Genomic DNA, 23,620 nt, shown 5'->3' on the forward strand with positions numbered 1-23,620 from the left:
CTCTTGTCTCGCGGCCTCAACTCTTTTTGCGGCGCGCCGCCCGTAAACAGGCCACGCGGCACGCTCGTTCATAGGCGCAGCGCGCCGCCGACGAAAGGCCCCCTGCACCGTTCCGCACGCGGTTTCGTGCCGTCACTTCATCAGGGGTGGAAAATCGGCGTAGCGCGCCTGCCGGACCTCAAGCGTTTCGGACGGTTCTGCCCCGCGTCGCAACAAGGTGCCGCGCGGCGCGATATAGCTTGAGATCACCCGCCATGGCCTGGGCCGCCACGAGATATTGAAGGCGCAGAGCTTCGGAAAGAACCACATTTCGGAATAGGGCAGATGGTCATGTATCCACCACGCCAAGTCTCGCCAATCGCGCCCGTCTTCATACTGATCTGCAAACCACGGCAGGACGATGGATGCGCCTGCGATGGCCTCTGCCCCGCTTGCACGGTCCCAGATATGACATTCCTGCGGGTAGTCGTTGCGCGCGCAATTCAGTTTGTGTTCGTTGCCGAACCGATTGAGCGACGGCGAACGATAGCCCGACCGCACAGCGACGCGGCCAAAGGTCCGCTCGAGCGGGTCCAGCAGCGCGGTGCAGAACTGCCGCCCGTTTTCGATCGCAAGGTCAGGATCATCCGGGATGTTCTGCAGTTGGTGGAAATTCGCGATTTCAGAGTAGAGAAACTCGCGCATATAGAAGTAGTCCGACAGCCGCACACGCCCGAGGGTTTCGAGGCTCCACATGCTTTGCGGCTTGCGCATCACGCATACCCGTTCCAGCGGAATTCGCCATTCGGGCCGAGTGTGGAAAACGGGTTCCACGAGACTTCCCAGACATGGCCTTCGGGATCGGCGAAATATCCCGTGTGCCCGCCCCAGAACACGTCACTGGCCGGGCGCAGGATCGTCGCGCCGGCCGACTGCGCCGCTGCCAGAACTTCGGCCACCTGCGCGCGTTCGGTCACGTTATAGCCCAGCGTGGCCGCGCCATGGCCCATGGCGTCCATCGTCAGGCCGGTATCTTCGGCCAGTTTGTCCAAGGGATAGATGCCCAGCGCCTGCCCGATCAAGTCGAACACCACGATCCCGTCGGGGCTGTCGACACGCGCCCAGCCCATCTTGTCGTAGAACGTCGCCAGCGCCTCGGCGTTTTTCGCGCCCAGCGTAATCAGGCTGATGCGTTGGTCCATCTCAAAGCTCCTTCACGAAGTCGAGGATCGCGCGGACCGCCGGTTCGGTCTGGCCCGGCGACAGAATATCCCCTGCCGTGACATGCGCAAACGGGTCGTCCTGCGGCCCAAGCCTGGGGGTGATCCGGCGGACAGGGCTGCGCCAGTCCTGCATCATCTTCCGGGTTGCGGCGGCGTCCACGACCTGATCCGCGTCCGAGAACCAGAACAGCGCGGGCACATCTGTGCCCTCCATCTCCCCCCGTGCCACGGCACGCACCAGTGCCGCCATCGGCATCAGCGCGACCGACGGGTATTGCGTCGTCCAATAGCGCGCCTGCCCGTCATTGGCGGGCGCAAAGCTGCGCGTTTGCCCAGCGACAAGCGGCACCCAATGGCGCGCGGCAGGAAAGGTCAGCAGCGGCGCGGCGGCGGAGTTCACCGCGAAATTGGGAGAGACGAAGACAACGCCCGCCACATCCCGCGCGCCCGGCACATCCTGTTGCAAACCGCCCGTCATCAGCGTGGCCCCGGTGGAGGTCGCGATCACCAGCACCCGGTCGCCGACACGCTGCGCAACCGCAAGCGCTTCGGCCAGATCATCCGCCCAGCCCGCAACCCGCGCCTGCGCCATGGCATCGCCGCCGCGCCCATGCCCTTGCAGCCGGGTATAGACGAGGTTCGCGCCCAGCGCCTTGGCCACATTATCCGGTACGGGACGGATTTCTTCGGAGGTCGCCGAGAACCCGTGGATGTAAAGCACGCTCCATCCCGTGGGCGTCCCGTCCGCGTCTGCCCAGACTATGCGCTTTTCGACGCCCGGCGTGATGTCGTCGAACCGGGCCTCGGACGCGGCGAAATAGGCGCTTGGATCGTCGCCCAGGCGGGCCGGATCGAAGGTCGTCACCAGCCGCGCGGACTCATAGGGGCCGAAGACCCATAGCCCGGCGCAGATCACTACCAGCAGTGCAAGCGCGCGGCCGATCCAGACCAGCGGCCTCATATGCCCAGAACGTCGCTGACCGCCGCTTCGATCATGGCAAGGCAGCGCGGATCAGAGAACCGGTGATCCGCGTCCTTGACCAGCGTAAGGCGCATATCCTCGCAATCGGCGTGATCCAGAAGGCGCAGCGCGGTCTCGGTCGATACGGCGGTATCCGCGGTCCCTTGCAGACAGCGCACCGGGAACGGCAGCGCCAGCGGTGTGCGCAGAACCAGATGCGTGCGCCCGTCTTCGATCATACGTTTCGACACATGGTAGGGTTCCATGTAGTCGCTGGGCAGTTCGACATAGCCTTGGCTATCCAGCAGCGCCTTTTGCGCTTCGCTGAACCCCGCCCAATAGCCGTCTTCGGTAAAGTCGGGGGCAGCGGCGATGGTCACAAGCCCGGCGATCCGGTTCGGACGTGCGCGCGCCAGCAGCAGCGATTGCCAGCCCCCCATCGAAGACCCGACAGGCACAACAGGGCCGGTGGTCAGGTTATCGATGGCGGCCAGCGTGTCTTGATGCCAATCGCCGATGCAGCCCTCTTCGAAGGTGCCAGAGCTTTCGCCATGCCCGGAATAGTCGAACCGCAGGAACGCGCGGCCCTGCGCCTTGGCCCATGCTTCCAGATGCACGGCCTTGGTGCCTTCCATGTCCGATTTCAGACCGCCCAGAAACACGATTGTCGGCCCCGCGCCTTCGGTCTTGTGATAGGCGATGCGCCGCCCCTCGGCGGTCTCGAAATAGTTGGGCATTCAGGGCTCTCCCTTTGGTGGTCGGCGGCGCGCACCCGATGCGTCAGGGCATGGGGTGCGCGCCGCGGCGAATGGCGTGCGTTGCCGCCATATGGCCACGGGCAGAGCATGTCTTCAACCGCAGACTGATGCGGGAACAAGTCGCCATGATCGGAGCGCGGTCAATCCCGCTGATCGGTGTCTTCGACCTCTGGCAGGGCTTGCGCCATCAGCACGGCTGCGGCGCAGATTGCGGCAAAGACGCAAAGCGACGTGACCGGCCCGGCAATCGCCGCCAGACCGCCCAGCACGCCCACGAGCAGCAGGCCAAGCCCGATCACCGTATTCGCCAGCGCCGCATAGGTGGAGCGTTGATCCTCGGGCGCCATATCCACGAGATAGGTGGACCGCCCCTGCCGGACGCCTTGATAGGCGATCATCAGCACGAACAGCGACACCGGCATGGCCCAAACCTGTCCAGCCACACCAAGCCATGACAGCGTGACTGCCAGCATCATCGCCGCCGCGCCCAGCAGCGCCGACAGTCGCAGCACACGGCGTGACGACTGATCCGCCAGACGTCCCCAGGCATAGGAGGCCACGAAAGAGGCCGCGCTGGAGGCGAGCAGCATGAAGCCAAGCGCAGACAGGGCCTCTTGCCCCGACTGGCTGGCCAGCATGACGATATAGGGCGGGGCCAGCGCCGTTGGCAGCAGCAGGCTGCGCACAACGATGAATCGCCGCAAGGTGCTGTCCTCGCGCAGCGGCGTCAGGTCGATGGCGGATTGGTCTTCTTGCGTGTCAGAGGCGTCTTCTTCCAACCCGCGAAAGGTCAGCGCTGCCGCGACCCACAGGCAGGCGGCCAAGGCGATGGCGGCGATCAGGAAACCCTTGTTCTGGGCGACGCCCGCGATGAGCAGCCCGGCAAAGGCCAGCCCGGCCACCGACGCCGCGGACCCGGCAAAGCCGGTAATCGCGCCGCGACGGGTTTTCTCAACCGTCTTGCCAAGGATGTCCTTGAAGGACACCGAACAGGCCGCCCGGCTGATTGCGAGGCCAGCAAGCGCCGCGCAGATGGCGATCCCTGCCGCCAGCCCTTCAAGGGTCAGGGCGAATACGGCGATCAACGCCGCGAAGATCCCCTGCCCCGCCGCACCGGCGACCCAAGCCCATTTGCGAAACCGCATCCGCTCCACCCGGCCCGCAAGGAAAATTTGCGGCAACAGCGCCCCGGCCTCGCGGATGGGTACCAGCAGGCCCGAAACCGAGGACGGCGCGCCCAGTGCCCCGACAAGCCAGGTCAGCACGAGCTTTGGATCGATCAGGCTGTCCGCGACTTTTGACAGCGTCAGGCTGACAGTGTGGCGCAGCCCATTCCGGCTTTCTTCGGCATCCGCCCGGCTGCCTGCAAGATGTTCGAACGTCGATTGTGAATCGGCCATAAGGGCCCCGTCTGGTTAAGGATGTTATCCTCCGACGTAGGGCGCGGTAGTGGGTCGGTAAAATTCTTTTTGGTTGTGCAGCCGTCCCAGAAGCTCCTGAATGTCGCTCAGATCGCTCTTAAGATCCTCGTCCGGTTGCGTCATTTCGCAAAGCTGATCGCACAGGGCCTGCTTTTGCGTATGCAGCGCGCTTTCGATCAGGTCCATGTCCTGCACGGTCAGTTCAAAACGTGTGTTGGGTCGTGCCATTGGGGAACTCCTCTGCCAGTCGATCCTGGCCCGTGTTTCCGATAGTGAACATGGCCAATCTACGCGCAGGTGGGTTTCGCGCAACTCCGAAGGAGGCCCAGCAACCATCTGATTTCTCATGTTTATGATGAGCGATTTTGCAACAGCGCCTTCAGGTGTACAGATCCCCCCGCGCTGCACGGTCTTGACCTTCGCGCATGGCGCTGGCAAGGGTGCGGCACATCATGACCCGCAACCGGGCGCACATGTAGGCGCCAAACCGACGAGGAGGCCGATATGGCTCAAATCGCACTCACCCTTCCCGATCAATCCGTTCGCAATTACGACGCCGGCGTCACCCCTGCCGATGTGGCCGCGGATATTTCCAAATCGCTGGCGAAAAAAGCGATCAGCGCCACCGTGAATGGCGCCCATTGGGACCTGCAATGGCCGATCGACGCCGATGCGGATATCGCGATCCACACCATGCAGGACGAAGTGCAGGCCAATGAATTGGTGCGGCACGACCTTGCGCATATCATGGCGCGCGCCGTGCAGGAAATCTGGCCGGACACCAAAGTGACCATCGGCCCCGTGATCGAGAACGGCTGGTATTACGACTTCGACCGGGCCGAGCCGTTCACGCCCGAGGATTTGGGGCTGATCGAGAAGAAGATGAAAGAGATCATCAATCTTCGCGATCCGGTCCGCACCGAAATCTGGCCGCGCGAGAAGGCGATCAAGCATTATCAGGACCTGAACGAGCCCTATAAGGTCGAGTTGATCGAAGCCATTCCGGGCGATGAGCCGCTGCGCATGTATTGGCATGGCGACTGGCAAGACCTGTGCCGTGGGCCCCACTTGCAACATACCGGGCAGGTTCCGGCCGATGCGTTCCGCCTGATGTCCATTGCCGGGGCCTATTGGCGTGGCGATTCCAACCGGGCGATGCTGCAACGGATTTATGGCGTGGCCTTCACAGGCAAGGAAAAGCTGAAAGCCTATCTCAACTTCCTTGAAGAGGCGGAAAAGCGCGATCACCGCAAGCTGGGCCGCGAGATGAACCTGTTCCACATGCAGGAAGAAGCGCCGGGCCAGATCTTTTGGCACCCCAATGGCTGGACGGTGTACACCGAGCTTCAGGATTACATGCGTCGCCAGCAGCGCAAGGGCGGCTATGTGGAGGTCAACACCCCGCAGGTCGTGGACCGCAAGCTTTGGGAAGCGTCGGGCCACTGGGACAAGTATCAGGAAAACATGTTCATCGTCGAAGTCGACGAGGAACACGCCCGCGAAAAGGCGATCAACGCGCTCAAGCCGATGAACTGCCCCTGCCACGTGCAGATCTTCAATCAGGGGATCAAGTCCTACCGTGATCTGCCGCTGCGCATGGCGGAATTCGGATCCTGCGCGCGGTATGAGCCGTCGGGCGCGCTGCATGGCATCATGCGGGTGCGCGGCTTTACGCAGGATGACGGGCATATCTTCTCCACCGAAGAGCAGATCGGCGAAGAATGTCAGCGCTTCATCGATTTCCTGTCGAATATCTATCGCGACCTTGGCTTCGAGAAGTTCGACATTCTGTTCTCTGACCGTCCCGAAAAACGGTCGGGCAGCGATGAAGTCTGGGACAAGGCGGAAAGCGCATTGCTGGAAGCCACCCGTGCGGCAGGGATCGAACCGATCATGAACCCCGGCGAAGGCGCGTTCTATGGACCCAAGCTGGAATTCAGCCTGACCGACGCGATTGGCCGGGTCTGGCAATGCGGCACGTTCCAAGTGGATTTCGTGCTGCCCGAGCGGCTGGATGCGACCTATATCGGCGCGGATGGTGCCAAGCACCGTCCGGTCATGCTGCACCGCGCCACCCTTGGCTCTTTCGAGCGCTTCATCGGCATTCTGATCGAAGAGCACGCCGGCAAGCTGCCCTTCTGGCTGGCCCCGCGTCAGGTCGTCGTCGCCTCGATCACCTCCGAGGCGGATGATTACGTGAACGAGGTCGTGGCGGCGCTGAAGGCAAAAGGCGTCCGGGCCGAGGCAGATACCCGCAACGAAAAGATCAACTACAAGGTGCGGGAACACAGCCTTGGCAAAGTTCCGGTCATTCTGGCTGTCGGCCACCGCGAGGTTGAGGAGCGCACCGTCTCTGTCCGTCGTTTGGGCGAGAAACAGACCTCTGTTCAGGGGCTGGACGCTGTAACACAGGAACTTGCGCAGGCGGCCCTGCCCCCTGACATGGTGCAATAAACCCACGATTCCGCGCTTCGCCGATTGTAACATTTCCGGCGGAGCGCAACACAAGCCATTGAAAACGCTCAATACACAGATCACGAAACGGGCCGCCCGGCTAACACGCGCGTGACCCACGATCCTGTGAGTGGCACGTTAAGGTGCGAATGGTAATGTTCTTCTCATAGACACCATCGACTGATGAGGAGACCAACATGACCACCACAGTGAAGACAGTCGCCATCGCATCGGCCTTCGCCGCCGCATTCGCAGGGACAACCGCGACAACCGCAGAAGCGGCCAGCAAGGAAAAATGCTACGGCGTTTCGCTGGCAGGCCAGAACGATTGCGCCGCCGGTCCGGGCACGACCTGCGCAGGCACATCCGTCACCGATTATCAGGGCAACGCATGGACGCTGGTCGACTCCGGCACATGCGACAGCATCGAGCTGCCCTCCATGGCAGACGGCACCGAACGCAAAGGCTCGCTTGAGCCGCTTGAGCGGGACCTGCCCGCTTGATCCCGACACACAACCTGTAGGGTGCGCTTCAGCGCACCCTGCTTGAGGGCCAGACCATGCTTGACCGTTCGCCACGTTTCGACCAACTGCCCGCAATGCCAGGGATTGGCTACAAACCGCAGCATTTCGCGGACATCATGGAAGATGCCCGCCCGGTCACATGGCTGGAAATCCATGCGGAAAACTATATGGGCGATGGCGGGCGGCCCCTGGCGCAATTGCGCGCCCTAAGCGAACGCTTTCCCATTTCCGTTCACGGCGTCGGCCTGTCCATCGGTGGCGCAGGCGCGCTTGATACCGAACATCTGGCCCGTCTGAAGCACCTGTGCGGCTGGCTGCAACCTGCGAGCTTTTCTGAACATCTCGCATGGTCGACCCACGGGGCGGAGTTTCTCAACGACCTTCTTCCCCTGCCCTATACCGATGCCACACTGGCCCGCGTTGCCGCGCATATCGATCAGGTGCAGGACACGCTCGGACGCAAGATGCTGCTTGAGAACCCGTCGAGCTACCTCGCGTTCGCGGAAAGTACGTGGGAAGAAACCGAATTTCTGGCGGAGCTGACACGCCGGACGGGCTGCGGATTGCTGCTTGATATCAACAACGTCTTCATCTCTGCCACCAATCTTGGCACCTCGCCGCAGGCCTATATCGACGCCTACCCGCTTGACGCCGTTGGCGAAATCCACCTTGGCGGCCATGACGAGGATGAGGATAGCGAGGGGCGCCCGCTGCTGATCGACAGCCATGGGCGCGAAATCGCAGACCCGGTCTGGGCGCTGCTGGATTACACGCTGGCGCGCTGCGGCGCGAAGCCTGTGCTGGTTGAATGGGACACGGATGTGCCTGACTGGCCCGTCTTGGCGGCGGAAGCCTGCCGCGCGGCCACTGCGCTTGATCGCATCGCCGCCGCCCAATGACCGATCAAACAGAATTTCGCGCCGCGCTTCTGGACGCGCGCCAGCCCGTGCCAGACGGGTTGTTGGATGGCCATGGTGGCGGCGCGGGCAAACGATTTTCCGTCTATCGCAACAATGTCGCCGTCTCTTTGACCGAAGCCTTGCAGACAGGCTTCCCGGTGTTGCGCAAACTTCTGGGTCTGGGCAATTTCGACCAACTGGCGGGGCTGTACCTGCGGGCGCATCCCCCTGCATCGCCACTGATGATGCATTACGGCGCGCAGATGCCCGCCTTTCTGGAAGGTTTCGCACCGCTGCAACATATCGGTTACCTGCCGGATATTGCGCGGCTCGAGCTCGCCATCCGGGCAAGTTACCACGCGGCGGATGCCGATCCGATGGATGCCGCGAAGCTCGCCGCGATCCCGGCAGAGACCTTGAGCACCGCACGCCTGCAATTTGCCCCGGCGTTGAAACTGGTGCGCTCGCCTTGGCCACTTTTCGACATCTGGCGTTTCAACAGCGAAGCGGGCGCGCCAAAGCCGCAAGCGGTGCCGCAACCCGTGCTGATCACCCGCCCGGAATTTGACCCGATCCCCGCCCCGCTGACGCTGGCCGAGGCGGAATGCCTCGCCGCGCTTCTGGAAGGCGTGCGGCTGGACCATGCCCTTGCCGCGGCCACTGGCCCGCTGGACCTGACCGACCTGCTGTCCCGGCTGGTGCGCGGCCAGGCAATTACCGACATCCAAACCTAAAGGAAAAAGCCAATGCGCGTCCTGATCACTGCCCATAATGACATTTTTGACCGGCTGGAGCGCGTTCCCTCTTTGCTGCCGACGCTGGCGCGGGTGGTCTTTGCGCTCGTCTTCCTGATGTATTTCCTGAATTCCGCCATGACCAAGGTGGATGGGTCGATTTTCACCCCCTCTTTCAACGCTTTTGCGCAGATCCTGCCCAAAGCGGCAGAGGCCGTGTCTTATGACACCTCGCAACTGACCGGGCTGCAAAGCCTGATCATCGTGGCTGGCACCATTGGCGAATTCGTCTTGCCTGTATTGGTCGTGATTGGCCTGCTGACGCGGCTGGCGGCGCTTGGCATGATCGGCTTCGTCGCGGTGCAAACCTTGGTGGATGTGACCGGCCATGGTGCGGCCTTGGGCGGATGGCTCGACAACACTGTGGGCCTGCTGGACCAACGGACGCTGTGGGTGTTCCTCTTTGCGGTGATCGTCATCACCGGGCCGGGCAAGCTGTCTGTCGACCGGCTGCTTGGCCTGCGTTAAGCGCCGTCACAGGACAAGGGCGGCCTGAACGTCCTTGGTCCATCCCAGATACATCTGATCGCCCGCTTGAATGAGCGGGCGTTTCATCAAGGCCGGAAAGGCGCGCAGCTGCGCATCGGGGGCCATCGCACGGTCTTCATCGCTCATTCCGCGCCACGTGGTTGACCGCGTATTCACCAAATCCGTCCCGAACCGGTCCAGCGCAGAGGCCAGAACCGCATCCGGCAACGGCACCTCGCGCACATCGACGAATTCCGCCTCTGGCAGCGCCTTGCGCGCTTTGCGGCAGGTATCACATGTTTTCAAACCAAATATCTGCATTCCCGCTCCCATCGCCTTTGCCCGATTTTCAAGGTGTTCAGCCTTGATTTCATCCTTAACCGGACGATTTACATAAATGTGACGGTGATGGAAACGGCCAGAGAGCACGGCACTTCCGGATGCGTCACGGACATCTCGCGCGGCTTTTACCAGGGCCGCGGCATTGGTTTGACGGCATCAAGGAGCACGGGAACTATGCCACAGGGCACCGTGAAGTGGTTCAACACCACAAAAGGATATGGGTTCATCGCGCCGGACGAAGGCGGCAAGGATGTGTTTGTTCACATCTCGGCGGTTGAAAAATCGGGCCTGACCGGACTTGCGGACGATCAGAAGGTCAGTTTTGACCTGAGTGAAAGCCGCGATGGGCGCACAATGGCGATCAATCTCAAGGCGTTATGACCGCGCCTTAAGGCTGCGACGCAGGTTTCAGGAGGCAGGCTTTTCGCCCGCCTGCTCCCAATGCTCGCCCATGGCCACGATGCAGGAATTGCCCGCCGCATAGCGCATCACCAGCACCCAATCGCCCCGGTCATCGGTCCAGACTTCGACAATCGAATCCGCCGATCGCATCCCACTGGCCGTCTTTTCGGCGGTCAGTGTCGTCTTGAGGCGCTGTTCCATCCGCAAGGTCGTGTCGCAGATAACATCCGCCAACGGGCCAGAGGCCGCGGCGGCGGATGCGAAGATCATCAATGGTATCGTCAGCATAAATTTCTTCATGCCCCGAATGTAACCGTTCTGTGACAGCCTGTGGAGAAGTATCTAAAATCAGGCCATCACATTACATATCACTCGGACAGAACTGCCTGAAATTCCCGCCATTCCCCGGCGCTCATTCCGCTGTTTTCCTTGGTCACGCTTTCGCCCGCCAGCATCCGCCGCACGCAATCCAACGCCGTCGCGGACAGCGTCGCGCCGCCCATCCGGTAGTCTTCGAACGCCTTGAACGCGAAGGGCACCCAGTCGGCGACGATTTTGCACATCTCTTCGGCATAGACGCGAATTTCGTATTGCGCATGGCTGTCGGCCCGCAGACGCAGGAAATGCAAAAGATTGTGCAGATCCACCTTCCAGTACCACTGGGTATAGATATTGGCGGGCAGGTTCATCCGCGCCAATTCGCGGGCCAGACCCTGCTGACCCTCGGTCGAGATCATCTCTTCGTAGTGGTCGTAGGCGCGCATACTGTCGGCCTTGAGGTAATCGAGAACCCGCGCGGCCTCTTCGCCCTCAAGCGCTTGGCCCCGGCCCTGATTATTGACCTCGGATTGCGCTGCAAGATGTTCGGGCGCGGGAATATAAAACTCCCGGTCGAGGATCGAATAGCGCGCCGAATATTCGTTCACATTCGCGGTCCGGTGACGGATCCATTGACGCGCGACGAAAACCGGCAGCTTCACATGCAGTTTCAGTTCGCACATCTCGAACGGGGTGGAGTGCCAATGCCGCATCAAATAGCGGATGAGCCCTTCGTCATTCTGCACCGATTTGGTGCCTTTGCCATAGCTCACACGGGCGGCCTGGCAGATCGCAGCGTCGTCGCCCATATAGTCGATGACGCGCACAAACCCATGATCCAGAACCGGAAACGCCTTGTACAAATGCGCTTCCATACCGGGCACGGTGGCGCGCAGGGTCTGGGCTGACTGGCTGCGCAGGGCTTCGATTTCGGCGCTTTGTTCAGGGCTGAGCGGCATTGCAAACGTCCTTCTTGGGCGAGAATCTGTCAGACCCCAACTATATCTGGGAGTTTCCAACTTCGGAACCGCAATATCCGGCCTGTTGCAGAGACGCCATTGGCAAGGAAAGCTCTTTGCCCTCACGTTGACTTTGCCCAAATTTAACCACACTCTGCCCCGCAATAGTTAATGAGCCAAAGGCCTCGAGCAGATGATCCGGAATTTTCTAGCGGTAAGCGCGCTTATCGGCCTAGCGGCCTGTGGCGACGGCAATCCCTTCACTGACGGTGAGACGGTAGACGGTGAGGTCACTCCGTCAGATTCTGTTTTGACGGGCGAAGACCTTGATGAGCAGATGACCGCCAATAACGTCGAGTATGACGATAATGGCACCGCGACGACGGCGGACGATACGCTGGTCATCAACAACCTGCCTTTCGACAATTCTGACCTGAGCGGCGGCACCTACACGCGGGTTGCCGCGTTGCCCAATGGGTTCGAGGCCTATGAGAGCCCGGCAGGCGGTGGCGGCACGCGCCAGTATTTCGCCGTGTTCCGCCGCGCAGAGCACACGCAAGCCACGGCAACCGCGACCAACGACTATATCGGCGCGGGGTTTGGCGGCGTCATCGCGGAACGGCTTGGCTCCGGCTCGACACCGGACGCGCGTCCCTCCAGCTATGTGTTTACTGGCGAATATGCCGGTCTGCGCGTCTATCGGGGTGAAGGCCTTGCCGATGCGACCTATGTGATTGGCGACGCGACCGTCTATGTCGACGTGCTTGATTTCGACGAGGCCGGTGCCGTGGAAGGCATCGTCAACAACCGCGAGGTCTATAGCCTCGCTGGTGCCTATATCGGCGATATCGACGGCTACTTGTCGCTGGCGACCGCAAGCATTGACCAGGACACGGCCACGGCGTCGTCCAGCACGGCGGTTTCGGTCGCCGGATCGGAGCAAATTGGCGCGGGCGAGTGGTCCGCGGTCTTTGGCGGCCCCAATGGCGAGGAACTGGCAGGGATCGTCGTGATCGATGGATCGCCAAGCGAGACCGAGATCGCGGATTTCGGCCTGCCTGACGATACGACCGTGCGTGAAAACGGCGTTTTCATCGTCTTCAACGGCGGCTAATCGGCCATGCGCCGCTACCTTCGGGCGTGGCTGCTTTGTGCCGCTGCATTCGGGCCATTCGAGGCGGCACAGGCCGCAACGATCGACGTGCCCACGGCGACCCGGCTGGCAGACATTCTGCTGGCCGACAACCAACCTGCCGCCGCCGAAGTCATCCTGCGCGAACTTCTCAAACGCGATCCCGACAATCCCGACCTGCTTGCGGCCATGTCGCGGGCGCAGACCGGAACCGGCGATGCCAAGGCAGGCGTGGACACCGCCCGCCGCGCCTTTCAGCAAGCCAGCACAAAGGCCGAAAAGGCCCGTACCGCGCGCCGCATGGCGCAGGCCCTGTCTGCCAATGGCAACAAGACACGCGCGCAAATCTGGCTGCGGCGCGCCGGGCAATATGCCGAAGATCCGCGCATGAAGCAGGCGATCCGGCAAGAATTCGACTATGTCCGCACGCGCAACCCGTTGTCCTACAGCTTTGATTTTTCGATCAAACCTTCGGACAATGTGAACAGCGCGCCGACCAGCAACACGCTGTCTTACGGCCCGATCACCATCGTCAACCTGGCGAACCGCCCGATCAGCGGGATCGAATATTGGAGCACCGCGCAAGTGGCGTGGCGCCTGCCCTCGACGCAGACCCGGCAATCGCAGTTCGATCTCAGCTATATCGGGCGGCGCGTGTCGCTTGGCAGCGAAGCCGATGACATCGACCCGGATTTGTCGGCCAGCGATCTTTCCTTCGACCGGCTGGCGATTGGTTGGCGCGGCAAATTCCGCATTCCCGGTCAGAAAGGCGTCTTCGACCTTGGCACCCAGATCTTTCGCGATCTGAGCGGCGGCGACCCCTATCAGAACGGGCAGGCGCTGACATTCGGCTATGGCTGGCAGCCCAGCAAGGGGCGACATGCGCGGGTCAGTTGGACGGTGCAGAACCAGAACCGGCTGGACGATGGCACGTTCTCGTCGCTGAGCAACCGCATCGCGCTGGACTGGGCGACCCCCCTGCCCAATCGCGGGCGCTTGCGCTTCCATGTGGCCCTGTCGGACACGCAAAGCGATTCCACCCAAGTGGCAGGAAGCGCGTTGGATATGCGTGTCGGTTATGTGCTGCCAGAGCCGATCCTGACCGCCCGTATCGAACTTGGCGCTGAATGGCGGATCGCGGAATATGACGCGCCGATCAATTCCCTGTTCGACCGTCGCAGCGATGACCGCTTTGCGTTCACCACCAATGCGACCTTCCCCAAGCTCGACGTCTATGGCTTCGTGCCGGTGCTGGAGATGCGGCACGAGCGGAACACCTCTACCGTGCCGCTCTATGATACGCGCTCCACAACTATCGGATTGTCTCTGCGCTCCATCTATTGAACAGTCCAGCCCGAACGATACCTGTTTCCCAAATCGGAGGAGCCGAAGATGGCGTTGAAATATCTACACACGATGGTGCGGGTGAAAGACCTTGAGAAATCCATGGCTTTCTACGAATTGCTGGGCCTGAAAGAGACCCGGCGCATGGACAGTGAAGGCGGGCGTTTCTCGCTGATCTTCATGGCGCCTCCGGGTCAGGAAGAGTGCCCGGTCGAGCTGACCTATAACTGGGATGGCGATGACGAATTGCCGTCGGACAGCCGCCATTTCGGGCATCTGGCCTATAGCGTGCCGAATATCTACGAGACCTGCCAGTTCCTTCAGGACAATGGCGTGGTGATCAACCGCCCGCCGCGTGATGGGCGCATGGCCTTTGTACGTAGCCCCGACAACATCTCTATCGAATTGCTGCAAGAGGGCGATGCGCTGGAGCCGGCCGAACCGTGGGTGAGCATGGAAAACACCGGCCATTGGTAAGGGCCGCGCTGCTTCTGGCTGCGGCTTTGGCACCTGCGGCGGCTGAGGCGGTGGAATGCCGCCTCGCGCTGCTGCTTGCGGTGGATGTGTCCTCCTCTGTCGATGCCCGCGAAGACCAGTTGCAGCGCAAGGGTCTGGCCGCAGCGCTGCGCGCGCCAGAGGTGCGTGCGGCGTTTTTCGCGGCGGATTTGCCAGTGGCGTTGGCCGCGTATGAATGGTCCGGACGCTACAATCAGGAGGTGCTGCTGGACTGGGTTCTGATCCGCGACGCTGCGGCGCTGGATGTCGCCTCCGACCGCATTGGCGGGTCGACACGATCCTACAATCAGTTTCCGACCGCGCTTGGATACGCGCTAGGATTCGGGGCGCAAATGCTGCAATCCGCCCCGCCCTGCCTGGTCCAAACCATCGATGTGTCCGGGGATGGCGAAAACAACGAAGGGTTTCCGCCCAGCGCGGCCTATCGCGAGTTTCCGTTTGAGGGCGTCACCGTGAACGGCTTGGTGGTCAACGCCGCCGAGTTCGAGGCAGAGACCCAGCTGATCACCTTTTTCGAGACCGAAGTTCTGCGCGGGCCCGGCGCATTTCTGGAAATCGCCGAAGGTTTCGAGGATTACGAGCGCGCGATGCGCCGCAAGCTGGAACGTGAGCTGCGCCCGCCGTCCATCGGCGCGCTGCCGCAAGACCATGACAACGCGCCGGGATAGGCCGCAGCGCTGGGGCGCATGGCTGGCCGCGCTATGGCTTATGACCGCCGCGTCGCCAGCGGTGGCGCAAGACCTGGCCTGCCGTCAGGCTTTGGCGCTGGGGCTGGATGTGTCAGGCTCTGTCGATGCCCGCGAATACCGGTTGCAACTGGACGGGATCGTCACCGCGCTGGACGCCGCCCCCGTGCGGGCGGCCCTGCTTGCCCTGCCCAACGCGCCGGTCGATTTGATGGTCTATGAATGGAGCGGGCCGGAGGATCATCACGTGCTGGCCGACTGGACGACAATCAACGGCGCAGAGGACATCGCAGTGTTTCAGGAAACGCTCCGGCAAACGGTGCGCCGGGCGGCCTCCCCCGCGACGGCGCTGGGTGCGGCCTTGCGCAGCGGGGCCGCCCATCTGGCGCGGCGCGCCCATTGCGCGAAACGCTCGCTGGATATTTCTGGCGATGGCCGGTCGAATATGGGCGACGCGCCCGAAACCGCACGGGCAGAGCTGGCCCGCGATGGCATCACCGTCAATGCATTGGTCATCGGCGTGGACATGCCACGGGGCGGCGATATGCGACAGGAGCAGATCGGCGCACTTTCCAGTTACTTCCGGGAGCGCGTGATCGTCGGCCCGGATGCTTTCGTGCAGACCGCCCTAGGCTATGAGGCTTACGCAAAGGCGATGGAGCGCAAACTGGTGCGCGAGCTTGAAACGCGGCTTGTCGCGCGGCTGGCAACGCCGCCGAAAAGATCAGCGGCGCGGCGCCTTATATCACGCGGCACTCAATAGATGTAGCGGATTTGATCGGTCCAGTAGCGTTCGACCCGGCGCAGCAGGGAGCTTATATCTTCGATCCCCTGCTCGTCGATGACGTTCTGTTCCTTCAGGCCGACCGCGTGCCGTTCAAAAAGCTCTGACACGATGCGCCGGATTTCGCGGCCCTGTTCGGTCAGGCGCACCCGCACGGAGCGGCGGTCGATTTCGCAGCGCTGATGGTGCATATAGCCCATCTCGACCAGTTTCTTGAGGTTGTAGGACACGTTGCTGCCCTGATAGTAGCCGCGGCTTTTCAATTCGCCTGCGGTTACTTCGTTATCGCCGATATTGAACAGCAGCAGTGCCTGTACCGAGTTTATCTCAAGCACACCGACCCGTTCGAATTCGTCCTTGATCACGTCCAGCAAAAGGCGGTGCAACCGTTCCACCAGTGACAGGCTTTCGAGATACCCGACCATGAAGTCATTTTGCCCGGCGGTCGTGGGTACCGGATGCCGCATGTCCATAATTTGTTACTCCGACTCAAGACTGCTCTTGAGGAGGGAGATAGCAGGGCAAACGGAAATATATCGTTAAATGCAATCAGTTGCGGTGCAGTGTTGATGCGATATCCCCGACGAGCGCAGAAAATCGTTCTGGTGTCGGGGTTTGCCCGGACACCCACATATAGAGATCCTGATCGTTTTCGTTCAGAAGCGCCTCGTAATCATCCAGCATGACGTCATCAAGCTGGGCCAATCTTGCCTCTGAATAGGCGGTCAGGATCAGGTCCATTTCCTTGATCCCGCGGCGGATTGACCGCATGTGCAGGCGTTTCAGGCGCGTCGGGCGATCTTCAAGTTCAGGCAAGCTGCGCCTCCTCGATCATCCGGCGCAGGCGCTTTTCAAGGCGACCCACCTGTTCAGCCTTGGCGGTCATGCTGGCGCGTAGTTCGCGGACTTCGATCAGCAGATCGCGCACATCCTGCGAGGTCGTGTCTTCTTCGGGGTGGGCGATGCCCTCGCCCGTGCCGGTGATCAGCCACGTCATCGACACGCCCAGAATACCGGACATCATGGACAGGCGGTTGGCGCGCGGCTCCAGCAGGTCGCCTTCCCACTTCTCCAACGTGGTGAGCTTCACACCAAGACGGCGGGCAAAAGCCTCTGGCGTCATTCCGGCCGCTTCCCGCGCCGCCGCCAGGCGATCCCCGAATGTCGCGACATCTGCATTGAACCAGTCGTCTTCCGTGCTGCTCATATCCGTCCCTTCCAATATCAGATTGCTCTCATTGCCAGCGGCGCCTAAGACGCAACAGATCACTACCATAGGAAGATGCCAATGGATTTCCTCTCAGCGACACTCGCCCGCGTCAAACCGTCTCCCACGATTGCAGTAACAAACAAGGCGGCGGAGTTGAAGGCAGCTGGGCGGGATATCATCGCCCTTGGCGCCGGTGAGCCGGATTTCGACACCCCGCAGAACATCAAGGATGCGGCCGTGAAGGCGATTGCCGAGGGCAAGACGAAATACACCGTCGTCGATGGCATCCCCGAGTTGAAAAAAGCGGTCTGCGCCAAGTTCAAGCGCGACAACGGGCTGGAATACACGCCCGCGCAGGTCAGCGTGTCCACGGGTGGCAAGCAGGTGCTGTATAACGCGCTGATGGCCACACTGAACGAAGGCGACGAGGTCGTGATCCCCGCGCCGTTCTGGGTCAGCTATCCGGACATGGTGCTGCTGGCGGGCGGCACACCGGTCATCGCAGAGGCGTCGATCCAGACCGGCTACAAGCTGACGGCGGACCAGCTTGAGGCGGCGATCACGCCGAAGACCAAATGGCTGATCTTCAATTCCCCGTCGAACCCGACCGGCGCCGGCTATAGCTGGGACGAGCTCAAGGAACTGACTGACGTTCTGATGCGCCATCCGCATGTCTGGGTGCTGACGGACGACATGTACGAGCATCTCGCCTATGACGATTTCGAATTCTGCACCCCGGCCCAGGTCGAGCCGCGACTCTACGACCGCACGCTGACGGTCAACGGCGTCTCAAAGGCCTATGCCATGACCGGCTGGCGGATCGGTTATGCGGCCGGGCCGGAAGAGCTGACCAAGGCGATGCGCAAGGTGCAGTCGCAATCCACGTCCAACCCTTGCTCTATCAGCCAATGGGCGGCGGTCGAGGCGTTGAACGGCACGCAGGATTTCCTCGCCCCCAATAACGAGACTTTCGTGCGCCGCCGTGATCTGGTGGTGAAAATGCTGAACGAGGTGGATGGCATCAACTGTCCGGTGCCGGAGGGCGCGTTCTATGTCTATCCGTCCATCGCGGGGCTGATTGGCAAGACCAGCGCGGCAGGCACGGTGATTGCCGATGACGAAGCCTTTGCAACGGCGCTGCTGGAAGAAACCGGCGTTGCGGTCGTCTTTGGTGCGGCGTTCGGATTATCCCCGAATTTCCGGGTCAGCTATGCCACCGCCGACGAAGCCTTGCTTGAGGCCTGCACACGCATCAAAACATTCTGCGACGGGCTGCGATAAGCAGCCCGCCTCGCGGGGCTCGTGACATCGCGCATCTGAAGGATCGGGGTTCAGTCCCGCCATACGGACGAAGCGGCCCTATGGAACACCAGGTGGTGTCCCCCCCTAACTATATCCGTCTGGGTCGTTGGGGGTGTGCAGTAAGGTGCCTTCAAACGCCTCAAGGCCATCCGTCATTTGCAACCACGGCAACTTGCTTTGCTTGTTGACGTGAAAGGTCGGCTTGAAGTTTTCCGGATTTTCAAGCGAGGCAGCATAAAGGTTCATACCACCCGGATAGTGATCCGCTTCAAATCCCATGGGTGACCCGCAGGTTCCGCAGAAATGCCGGAAGACGCCCTTGGAACTTTCGTAGGTGCGGGGTTTGTCACCGGTCCACTCAAAGTTTTCTATCGGCACACCGAACCAGGCAACCACCGGTGCTGCACAATTCCGACGACAGTCATCGCAGTGGCAGTAGCATGCCCATGTTTGAGCCCCCCGGTAGACCCAGCTCGTTTTTTGACAAAGACAGAAACCGCGCGTTGCCATTCGATTTTCCTCCGAACCTACGGGAACTTAGGATAACGGCCGGTTTTGAGATGGACTTTTTCGGACGTTTCATCATTGGAAAACGTCGAAGCTTGGGGGCAAAATGGGCTCAAACCGGCCATGGACCTGTGCAGGCCGTCGCGCCGCGCTGCTGGCGTTTCTCGTTTTGACACCCCAACGCGGCGCACCTAAACTTAAGTGAACAAGAACCGAGGCGCAGCGTGTCAGACCTTCCAGACTATTATTTCCGCGTGCGTGAGAATGGTGCGGTCGTGTTCCGCGTGGATTCCGAAAACCGGATGCGCCGGATCGAGATGGACCAGATCGCGGTCATCAATATCCGCAATGGCGAAATCAAGCCTCATGGTGGGCGGACCCTGTCCGAGCGTGACCTTGAGGAAATCAAACGCTGGATGGCCGAGCGCGCACAATTGCTCGCCTATCGCGATATCGACGACATCCGCCGGGCGATCGATCATCTGAACATGACCGCGCAATGGGTACAGTCGAAAGCGACGGATGAGCAGTTGGAGGCGATTACCGACGATCTGCTTCTGGCGATGCACGACCTGCGCAGCCTGCTTGTTCGCAAAAAAGCCGACCGGCTGACCAAATCCTAAACCTTTTGGCCGATGCGCCTTAGACGCTGTGCGGTGTGACGCGCTTGGATGCGGTGCGCCAGAAGCGCCCGACAAGCAGGACAGCGGCACAGGCCAACCCGGTCACAAGGCCGGTCCAGACCCCTGCCGCGCCCCAGCCCAGCACGAAGCCGAACAGATAGGAACTGGGCATCCCGACGCCCCAATAGCTGATCGCCGCCATATACATGGGGATTTGCGTGTCCTGAACGCCGCGCAAGGCGCCCAGCGCGATGACCTGCGCGCCATCGACGGTCTGGAACAGCGCGCCCAGCGCCAGCAGCACGATACCGATGGAGAGGATCTCTGGCAGGGCGGGGTCATCCGCATCCAGGAAGATCGAAATCAGCGTCTCTGGCATCAGCAGGAACGCGGCCACGGTCGCGCTTGCGAACATCAGGGACATGATCATCACGACCCAGACGCCGCGCACCAGATGATCCCTGTCGCGGCGGCCAAAGGCATTGCCCGCGCGCACCGTCGCAGCGTTGGACAGCCCCAGATGCACCATGAAGGTGATGGAGGCGAGCTGCACCACCACCGTATGCGCCGCCAGCGGGATCGTTCCCAACCAGCCCATCATCAGCGCCGAGGCCGAGAACAGCCCCGCCTCGCTGAGCGTCGTGAGGCTGATCGGCCAGCCCAGCGAGAACACCCGCCGGAACATTTGCCAATCGGATTTCCACAGCCGCACAAAGAGCTGGTGTTCGGGCAAGGCGCGCACCGCATAGATGGTCACGCCGATCAGGGCAAAGAGTTGCGTCGCGTTGGAGGCCCATGCCGCCCCGACAATGCCCAGTTCCGGCGCACCCCAATTGCCGAAGATGAAGGCCCAGTTGCACAGACCGTTCAGCACCGCAGAACCCAAGATGATGTAAAGAACCGGGCGCGTATGCTCCAACGCGGCCAGATAGGATTTGAGCACCATCACCAGCAACATCGGAACGATGCCCCACCCGGCAATGCGCAGATAGGATTGCGCATCGGCGGCGATTGCCTCGGACTGGCCAAGCGCCAGCAGGATCGGGCCGCTGAAGATCAACGGCGGCAGCGCCAGTGTGCCATAGATCAACGACAGCCACATGCCCATGCGCGTGGCGCGCCGCACCTGCGTTTCGTTCCCCTCGGCCGCGAAGGCCGCGACCATGGGCAACACCGCCCACGCAAAGCCGGAGCCGACCAGCATCAAAAGATGCAGCAGCGTCGCCGCGATTCCAACGGCGGCCAGCGCTTCGGCCCCGTACCATCCCAGCATCACCGTGTCGGTCACCCCAATCGCCATCTGCCCCAGATGCGTGCCGATAATCGGCAGCCCCAGAACAAGGATCGCGCGGACATGCCCCGACCACGGCATCGTCGCGGATTGCGGCGGCGGTTGGTGCCGTGGGTGGGAAATATCGGTGGTCATACAGCCCCCTTACGCTTCCGGACCTGCCCGGAAAAGAGGCAAATATTCCCTCACGCAAGTTCACGGCCGCGTGATTTCATACATCCGACCCGTTCCCCCCGCCGTAAGCAGTGCAGATGTCCGCGGACGGGCATCGGATCAATCATGAGGACATTGATATGCGCTTCCCCAAGAAATTCGCTGCCCTGACTGCCGCTGCCATCGCATTGGGCACGGCGGCCTCCGCCAATTCGATTGTCGAAATCGCGGCTGGCGACGAACGGTTTTCGACCCTCGTGGCTGCTGTAAGCGCAGCGGGCCTTGCTGAAACCCTGAGCGGCCCGGGCCCCTTCACTGTCTTTGCGCCGGTCAATGACGCCTTCGCCGCCCTGCCCGAAGGCACTGTGGACACGCTTCTCAAGCCCGAGAACAAAGAGCAGCTGACCAATGTGCTGCTTTACCACGTGGATGACCGCAACCTACCCGCCGAAGCGATCCCGAACGGGTCCAACTATTTCAAACCGGTCCTGGCCTCTGAGCGGCTGTGCATCACCAAGGATGCGTCGGGCGTGTCCATCGCGGATGGCACCGGCCAGTCGGCCAATGTTGTGATCGCCAATATTCAGGCGGATAACGGCGTGATCCATGTGATCGACAAGGTGCTGCTGCCCGGCGACCGCCCTGCCTGCCACTAAACCCGGCCGGTTCCAGCACTGACAGGGGGAGGCTCCGCGCGGGCCTCCCCTTTTGCGTGTCCCGCCCCGGCAGATACGGGTGCCCGGGGCCGATCAGGCTTGAATCCTCCCCGTAAAAATACGATGTCTACCATCAAACGCTGGTGGAGAGTGTATGGCATTGCCCGTTCGTGAGCAGATGAGATATTGGGGCATCGTGGCCGCGGTTTTCCTCGTGCTGCTCTGGGCTTTGGGCGATGTGCTGCTGCCATTCGTTCTGGGCGGGGCGATTGCCTATTTCCTCGATCCCGTGGCTGACCGGCTGGAAGCGATGGGCGCCTCCCGCGCCGCTGCCACCGCGATCATCACCGTCGCGGCGGTGCTTCTGTTCATTCTGCTGGCCCTGTTGGTGGTGCCGACGCTTGTCAACCAGTCGGTGCAGCTTTTCAACACCGCGCCGCAACTGGTGAAGGATTTCACCACATTCCTGACTGAACGTTTCCCGACACTGCTGGTCGAAGGATCGACCCTGCGCACTTCGCTGCAATCGATTGGCGAGACGATCCAAAGCCGGGGTGGCGAGCTTTTGAACACCCTCATCACCTCGGCCGCGTCGCTGATGAACGTGGTGCTGCTGTTCGTGATCGTGCCGGTGGTGGCGGTCTATCTGCTGCTCGACTGGGACCGAATGGTGGCGCAGGTGGACAAACTGCTGCCGCGCGACCATGCCCCGGTGATCCGCCGCCTTGCCGCCGATATCGACAAGACGCTGGCATCTTTCGTGCGCGGCATGGGGACGGTCTGCCTGATCCTTGGCACCTATTACGCGGTCGCGCTGATGGCCGTGGGGCTGCAATTCGGCCTTGTGGTCGGCTTCGTCGCGGGGCTTGTGACCTTCATCCCCTATCTGGGCGCGATGATCGGCGGCGCGCTGGCCTTGGGGCTGGCGCTGTTCCAGTTCTGGGGGGATTGGGTTTCCATCGGTCTGGTGGCCGCGATCTTCTTTGCCGGTCAGTTCATCGAAGGCAATCTGCTGACACCCAAGCTGGTCGGTGACAGCGTCGGGCTGCACCCGGTCTGGCTGCTGCTGGCATTGTCGGTCTTCGGGATGCTGTTCGGCTTTATCGGGATGCTGGTCGCCGTGCCTTTGGCCGCTGCGCTTGGCGTCCTCGCACGGTTCAGCGTCGAGCAATATAAAGACAGCCGCCTCTATCGCGGTGTGTCGGAGCAGGACGACCTGTAATGCCCCAGCAGCTTGGATTGGACCTGCCCGGCATCACCGCGCTGGGTCGAGACGACTTCTTGGTCGCGCCCTCCAACGCCTTGGCAGTTGCGCTGCTGGATGCCTGGCCCAATTGGCAGGGCGGCAAGCTGCTGCTGAGCGGGCCTGCCGGGTCGGGCAAGACCCACCTGGCCCATGCATGGGCGGCCCGGTCGGGGGCGCGGATCATTCAGGCCAGCGCGGTGGCAGAAGACGACATCCCCGCCCTTGCCGAAGGGCCGGTGGCGGTCGAGGATGTCACCGACATCGCCGGCGACCTCGCACGCGAAACCGCGCTTTTCCATCTGCACAATCTGGTGCTGGCCAATGGGCACAGCCTGATGTTCACCGGGGATGTGGTGCCTGCGGGCTGGCCGCTAAGCCTGCCGGACCTCAAAAGCCGCCTTCAGGGGGCCACTTCGGCAGAGCTTGCGGCGCCGGACGATACGCTCCTGTCTGCCGTGATCGCGAAGCTCTTTGCGGATCGCCAGATCATGCCGCCGCCCAATGTCATTCAGTACCTCGTGTCGCGGATCGACCGGTCTTTTGACGCGGCGCGCGACACCGTGGCCCGGATCGACGCGGAATCCATTGCCCGCAAAAAGCCCGTTACCCGCAGACTTGCGGCGGATATTCTGGACAACACCCTGTAATCGGTTGATTGTTTTCACCGA

General features: G+C 61.7%; 30 protein-coding genes. 16 read left to right on the forward strand and 14 right to left on the reverse strand.

The genetic code is table 11. The annotated features are described in order from the left end of the window. Nucleotides 1–132: 132 nt before the first annotated feature. From E4Z66_RS11800 to E4Z66_RS11825, 6 genes are all read right to left on the reverse strand, one after another. Nucleotides 133–735, reverse strand: coding sequence for a hypothetical protein (locus E4Z66_RS11800; protein ID WP_136463234.1), 603 nt, complete (start codon nucleotides 733–735; stop codon nucleotides 133–135). Between the two features lie 17 nt (nucleotides 736–752). Further along, entirely contained in the window at nucleotides 753–1,181 is a 429-nt protein-coding gene (locus E4Z66_RS11805; protein ID WP_136463235.1) for a VOC family protein, read from the reverse strand. 1 nt (nucleotide 1,182) lies between these two features. Further along, nucleotides 1,183–2,163: an alpha/beta hydrolase gene (locus E4Z66_RS11810; RefSeq protein WP_136463236.1), complete on the reverse strand. Its 981-nt coding sequence runs from the start codon at nucleotides 2,161–2,163 to the stop codon at nucleotides 1,183–1,185. After that, nucleotides 2,160–2,900, reverse strand: a complete 741-nt coding sequence (locus E4Z66_RS11815) for an alpha/beta fold hydrolase (protein WP_136463237.1) — start codon at nucleotides 2,898–2,900, stop codon at nucleotides 2,160–2,162. The genes E4Z66_RS11810 and E4Z66_RS11815 overlap by 4 nt, the downstream gene beginning before the upstream one ends. 161 nt (nucleotides 2,901–3,061) lie before the next feature. Continuing rightward, nucleotides 3,062–4,321, reverse strand: coding sequence for an MFS transporter (locus tag E4Z66_RS11820; RefSeq protein ID WP_136463238.1), 1,260 nt, complete (start codon nucleotides 4,319–4,321; stop codon nucleotides 3,062–3,064). Nucleotides 4,322–4,345: 24 nt separating this feature from the next. Beyond that, the gene (locus E4Z66_RS11825) at nucleotides 4,346–4,570 is read right to left on the reverse strand and encodes a hypothetical protein (RefSeq protein ID WP_136463239.1); all 225 of its coding nucleotides are present in this window, start codon (nucleotides 4,568–4,570) and stop codon (nucleotides 4,346–4,348) included. Between the two features lie 276 nt (nucleotides 4,571–4,846). On the opposite strand from E4Z66_RS11825, the gene thrS reads away from it, so the two are divergent. The 5 genes from thrS to E4Z66_RS11850 all read left to right on the forward strand — a co-directional run bounded on the left by thrS (nucleotide 4,847) and on the right by E4Z66_RS11850 (nucleotide 9,481). Beyond that, complete coding sequence (gene thrS, locus E4Z66_RS11830) at nucleotides 4,847–6,796, forward strand: threonine--tRNA ligase (RefSeq protein ID WP_136463240.1); 1,950 nt, start codon at nucleotides 4,847–4,849, stop codon at nucleotides 6,794–6,796. A 197-nt stretch (nucleotides 6,797–6,993) separates the two neighbouring features. Next, the gene (locus E4Z66_RS11835; RefSeq protein WP_136463241.1) at nucleotides 6,994–7,299 is read left to right on the forward strand and encodes a BufA1 family periplasmic bufferin-type metallophore; all 306 of its coding nucleotides are present in this window, start codon (nucleotides 6,994–6,996) and stop codon (nucleotides 7,297–7,299) included. A 56-nt stretch (nucleotides 7,300–7,355) separates the two neighbouring features. Further along, a complete protein-coding gene (bufB, locus tag E4Z66_RS11840; protein WP_136463242.1) occupies nucleotides 7,356–8,219 on the forward strand; it encodes an MNIO family bufferin maturase in 864 nt (287 codons plus the stop codon). Further along, on the forward strand, nucleotides 8,216–8,953 hold the full coding sequence (locus E4Z66_RS11845) for an HvfC/BufC N-terminal domain-containing protein (RefSeq protein WP_136463243.1): 738 nt from the start codon (nucleotides 8,216–8,218) through the stop codon (nucleotides 8,951–8,953). The genes bufB and E4Z66_RS11845 overlap by 4 nt, the downstream gene beginning before the upstream one ends. A 12-nt stretch (nucleotides 8,954–8,965) precedes the next feature. Further along, complete coding sequence (locus E4Z66_RS11850; RefSeq protein WP_136463244.1) at nucleotides 8,966–9,481, forward strand: DoxX family protein; 516 nt, start codon at nucleotides 8,966–8,968, stop codon at nucleotides 9,479–9,481. Nucleotides 9,482–9,487: 6 nt separating this feature from the next. Here E4Z66_RS11850 and E4Z66_RS11855 read toward each other — a convergent pair whose 3' ends face one another. Further along, nucleotides 9,488–9,802, reverse strand: coding sequence for an arsenate reductase family protein (locus tag E4Z66_RS11855; protein WP_136463245.1), 315 nt, complete (start codon nucleotides 9,800–9,802; stop codon nucleotides 9,488–9,490). 195 nt (nucleotides 9,803–9,997) lie between these two features. Between E4Z66_RS11855 and E4Z66_RS11860 the strand changes: the two genes are divergently transcribed. Beyond that, nucleotides 9,998–10,204: a cold-shock protein gene (locus tag E4Z66_RS11860; RefSeq protein ID WP_136463711.1), complete on the forward strand. Its 207-nt coding sequence runs from the start codon at nucleotides 9,998–10,000 to the stop codon at nucleotides 10,202–10,204. A gap of 27 nt (nucleotides 10,205–10,231) precedes the next feature. On the opposite strand, the gene E4Z66_RS11865 is transcribed toward E4Z66_RS11860, so the two are convergent. Continuing rightward, nucleotides 10,232–10,525, reverse strand: a complete 294-nt coding sequence (locus E4Z66_RS11865) for a hypothetical protein (protein WP_211097150.1) — start codon at nucleotides 10,523–10,525, stop codon at nucleotides 10,232–10,234. Between the two features lie 68 nt (nucleotides 10,526–10,593). Further along, nucleotides 10,594–11,502: an FAD-dependent thymidylate synthase gene (gene thyX, locus E4Z66_RS11870; RefSeq protein WP_136463247.1), complete on the reverse strand. Its 909-nt coding sequence runs from the start codon at nucleotides 11,500–11,502 to the stop codon at nucleotides 10,594–10,596. Nucleotides 11,503–11,695: 193 nt separating this feature from the next. Between thyX and E4Z66_RS11875 the strand changes: the two genes are divergently transcribed. The 5 genes from E4Z66_RS11875 to E4Z66_RS11895 are packed head-to-tail and all read left to right on the forward strand — an operon-like array spanning nucleotide 11,696 to nucleotide 15,943. After that, nucleotides 11,696–12,616 (forward strand): hypothetical protein, encoded by a 921-nt coding sequence (locus E4Z66_RS11875; protein WP_136463248.1) that lies wholly within the window; start codon nucleotides 11,696–11,698, stop codon nucleotides 12,614–12,616. A gap of 6 nt (nucleotides 12,617–12,622) precedes the next feature. After that, on the forward strand, nucleotides 12,623–13,978 hold the full coding sequence (locus tag E4Z66_RS11880) for a tetratricopeptide repeat protein (RefSeq protein WP_136463249.1): 1,356 nt from the start codon (nucleotides 12,623–12,625) through the stop codon (nucleotides 13,976–13,978). 48 nt (nucleotides 13,979–14,026) lie between these two features. Next, a complete protein-coding gene (locus tag E4Z66_RS11885; RefSeq protein ID WP_136463250.1) occupies nucleotides 14,027–14,455 on the forward strand; it encodes a VOC family protein in 429 nt (142 codons plus the stop codon). Continuing rightward, nucleotides 14,449–15,162, forward strand: coding sequence for a DUF1194 domain-containing protein (locus E4Z66_RS11890; RefSeq protein ID WP_136463712.1), 714 nt, complete (start codon nucleotides 14,449–14,451; stop codon nucleotides 15,160–15,162). Before E4Z66_RS11885 ends, E4Z66_RS11890 begins: the two co-directional genes overlap by 7 nt. After that, the gene (locus tag E4Z66_RS11895) at nucleotides 15,143–15,943 is read left to right on the forward strand and encodes a DUF1194 domain-containing protein (RefSeq protein WP_136463251.1); all 801 of its coding nucleotides are present in this window, start codon (nucleotides 15,143–15,145) and stop codon (nucleotides 15,941–15,943) included. Before E4Z66_RS11890 ends, E4Z66_RS11895 begins: the two co-directional genes overlap by 20 nt. On the opposite strand, the gene E4Z66_RS11900 is transcribed toward E4Z66_RS11895, so the two are convergent. The 3 genes from E4Z66_RS11900 to E4Z66_RS11910 all read right to left on the reverse strand — a co-directional run bounded on the left by E4Z66_RS11900 (nucleotide 15,937) and on the right by E4Z66_RS11910 (nucleotide 17,171). Further along, on the reverse strand, nucleotides 15,937–16,431 hold the full coding sequence (locus E4Z66_RS11900; protein ID WP_136463252.1) for a MarR family winged helix-turn-helix transcriptional regulator: 495 nt from the start codon (nucleotides 16,429–16,431) through the stop codon (nucleotides 15,937–15,939). The two genes, E4Z66_RS11895 and E4Z66_RS11900, sit on opposite strands and share 7 nt — an antisense overlap. A gap of 82 nt (nucleotides 16,432–16,513) precedes the next feature. Further along, nucleotides 16,514–16,735: a succinate dehydrogenase assembly factor 2 gene (locus E4Z66_RS11905; RefSeq protein ID WP_136463713.1), complete on the reverse strand. Its 222-nt coding sequence runs from the start codon at nucleotides 16,733–16,735 to the stop codon at nucleotides 16,514–16,516. 37 nt (nucleotides 16,736–16,772) lie between these two features. Next, complete coding sequence (locus E4Z66_RS11910; RefSeq protein ID WP_136463253.1) at nucleotides 16,773–17,171, reverse strand: helix-turn-helix domain-containing protein; 399 nt, start codon at nucleotides 17,169–17,171, stop codon at nucleotides 16,773–16,775. Nucleotides 17,172–17,252: 81 nt separating this feature from the next. Here E4Z66_RS11910 and E4Z66_RS11915 point away from each other — a divergent pair, with 81 nt between their 5' ends. After that, nucleotides 17,253–18,455, forward strand: a complete 1,203-nt coding sequence (locus E4Z66_RS11915) for a pyridoxal phosphate-dependent aminotransferase (protein WP_136463254.1) — start codon at nucleotides 17,253–17,255, stop codon at nucleotides 18,453–18,455. Nucleotides 18,456–18,560: 105 nt separating this feature from the next. On the opposite strand, the gene E4Z66_RS11920 is transcribed toward E4Z66_RS11915, so the two are convergent. Further along, nucleotides 18,561–18,986, reverse strand: a complete 426-nt coding sequence (locus E4Z66_RS11920) for a GFA family protein (protein WP_136463255.1) — start codon at nucleotides 18,984–18,986, stop codon at nucleotides 18,561–18,563. Nucleotides 18,987–19,207: 221 nt separating this feature from the next. Here E4Z66_RS11920 and E4Z66_RS11925 point away from each other — a divergent pair, with 221 nt between their 5' ends. Beyond that, nucleotides 19,208–19,606, forward strand: coding sequence for a hypothetical protein (locus tag E4Z66_RS11925; protein ID WP_136463256.1), 399 nt, complete (start codon nucleotides 19,208–19,210; stop codon nucleotides 19,604–19,606). Between the two features lie 19 nt (nucleotides 19,607–19,625). Here the strand turns inward: E4Z66_RS11925 and E4Z66_RS11930 are convergent, their stop codons facing one another. Further along, on the reverse strand, nucleotides 19,626–21,032 hold the full coding sequence (locus E4Z66_RS11930; protein ID WP_246036002.1) for an MATE family efflux transporter: 1,407 nt from the start codon (nucleotides 21,030–21,032) through the stop codon (nucleotides 19,626–19,628). Between the two features lie 158 nt (nucleotides 21,033–21,190). Between E4Z66_RS11930 and E4Z66_RS11935 the strand changes: the two genes are divergently transcribed. The 3 genes from E4Z66_RS11935 to E4Z66_RS11945 all read left to right on the forward strand — a co-directional run bounded on the left by E4Z66_RS11935 (nucleotide 21,191) and on the right by E4Z66_RS11945 (nucleotide 23,599). Further along, complete coding sequence (locus tag E4Z66_RS11935; RefSeq protein WP_136463257.1) at nucleotides 21,191–21,706, forward strand: fasciclin domain-containing protein; 516 nt, start codon at nucleotides 21,191–21,193, stop codon at nucleotides 21,704–21,706. A 154-nt stretch (nucleotides 21,707–21,860) separates the two neighbouring features. Then, nucleotides 21,861–22,928, forward strand: coding sequence for an AI-2E family transporter (locus tag E4Z66_RS11940; protein ID WP_136463258.1), 1,068 nt, complete (start codon nucleotides 21,861–21,863; stop codon nucleotides 22,926–22,928). Further along, the gene (locus E4Z66_RS11945; RefSeq protein ID WP_136463259.1) at nucleotides 22,928–23,599 is read left to right on the forward strand and encodes an AAA family ATPase; all 672 of its coding nucleotides are present in this window, start codon (nucleotides 22,928–22,930) and stop codon (nucleotides 23,597–23,599) included. Before E4Z66_RS11940 ends, E4Z66_RS11945 begins: the two co-directional genes overlap by 1 nt. The last annotated feature ends 21 nt before the right edge of the window (nucleotides 23,600–23,620 follow it).

The sequence above is a fragment of the Aliishimia ponticola genome, assembly GCF_004803475.1.
GTDB lineage: Bacteria > Pseudomonadota > Alphaproteobacteria > Rhodobacterales > Rhodobacteraceae > Aliishimia > Aliishimia ponticola.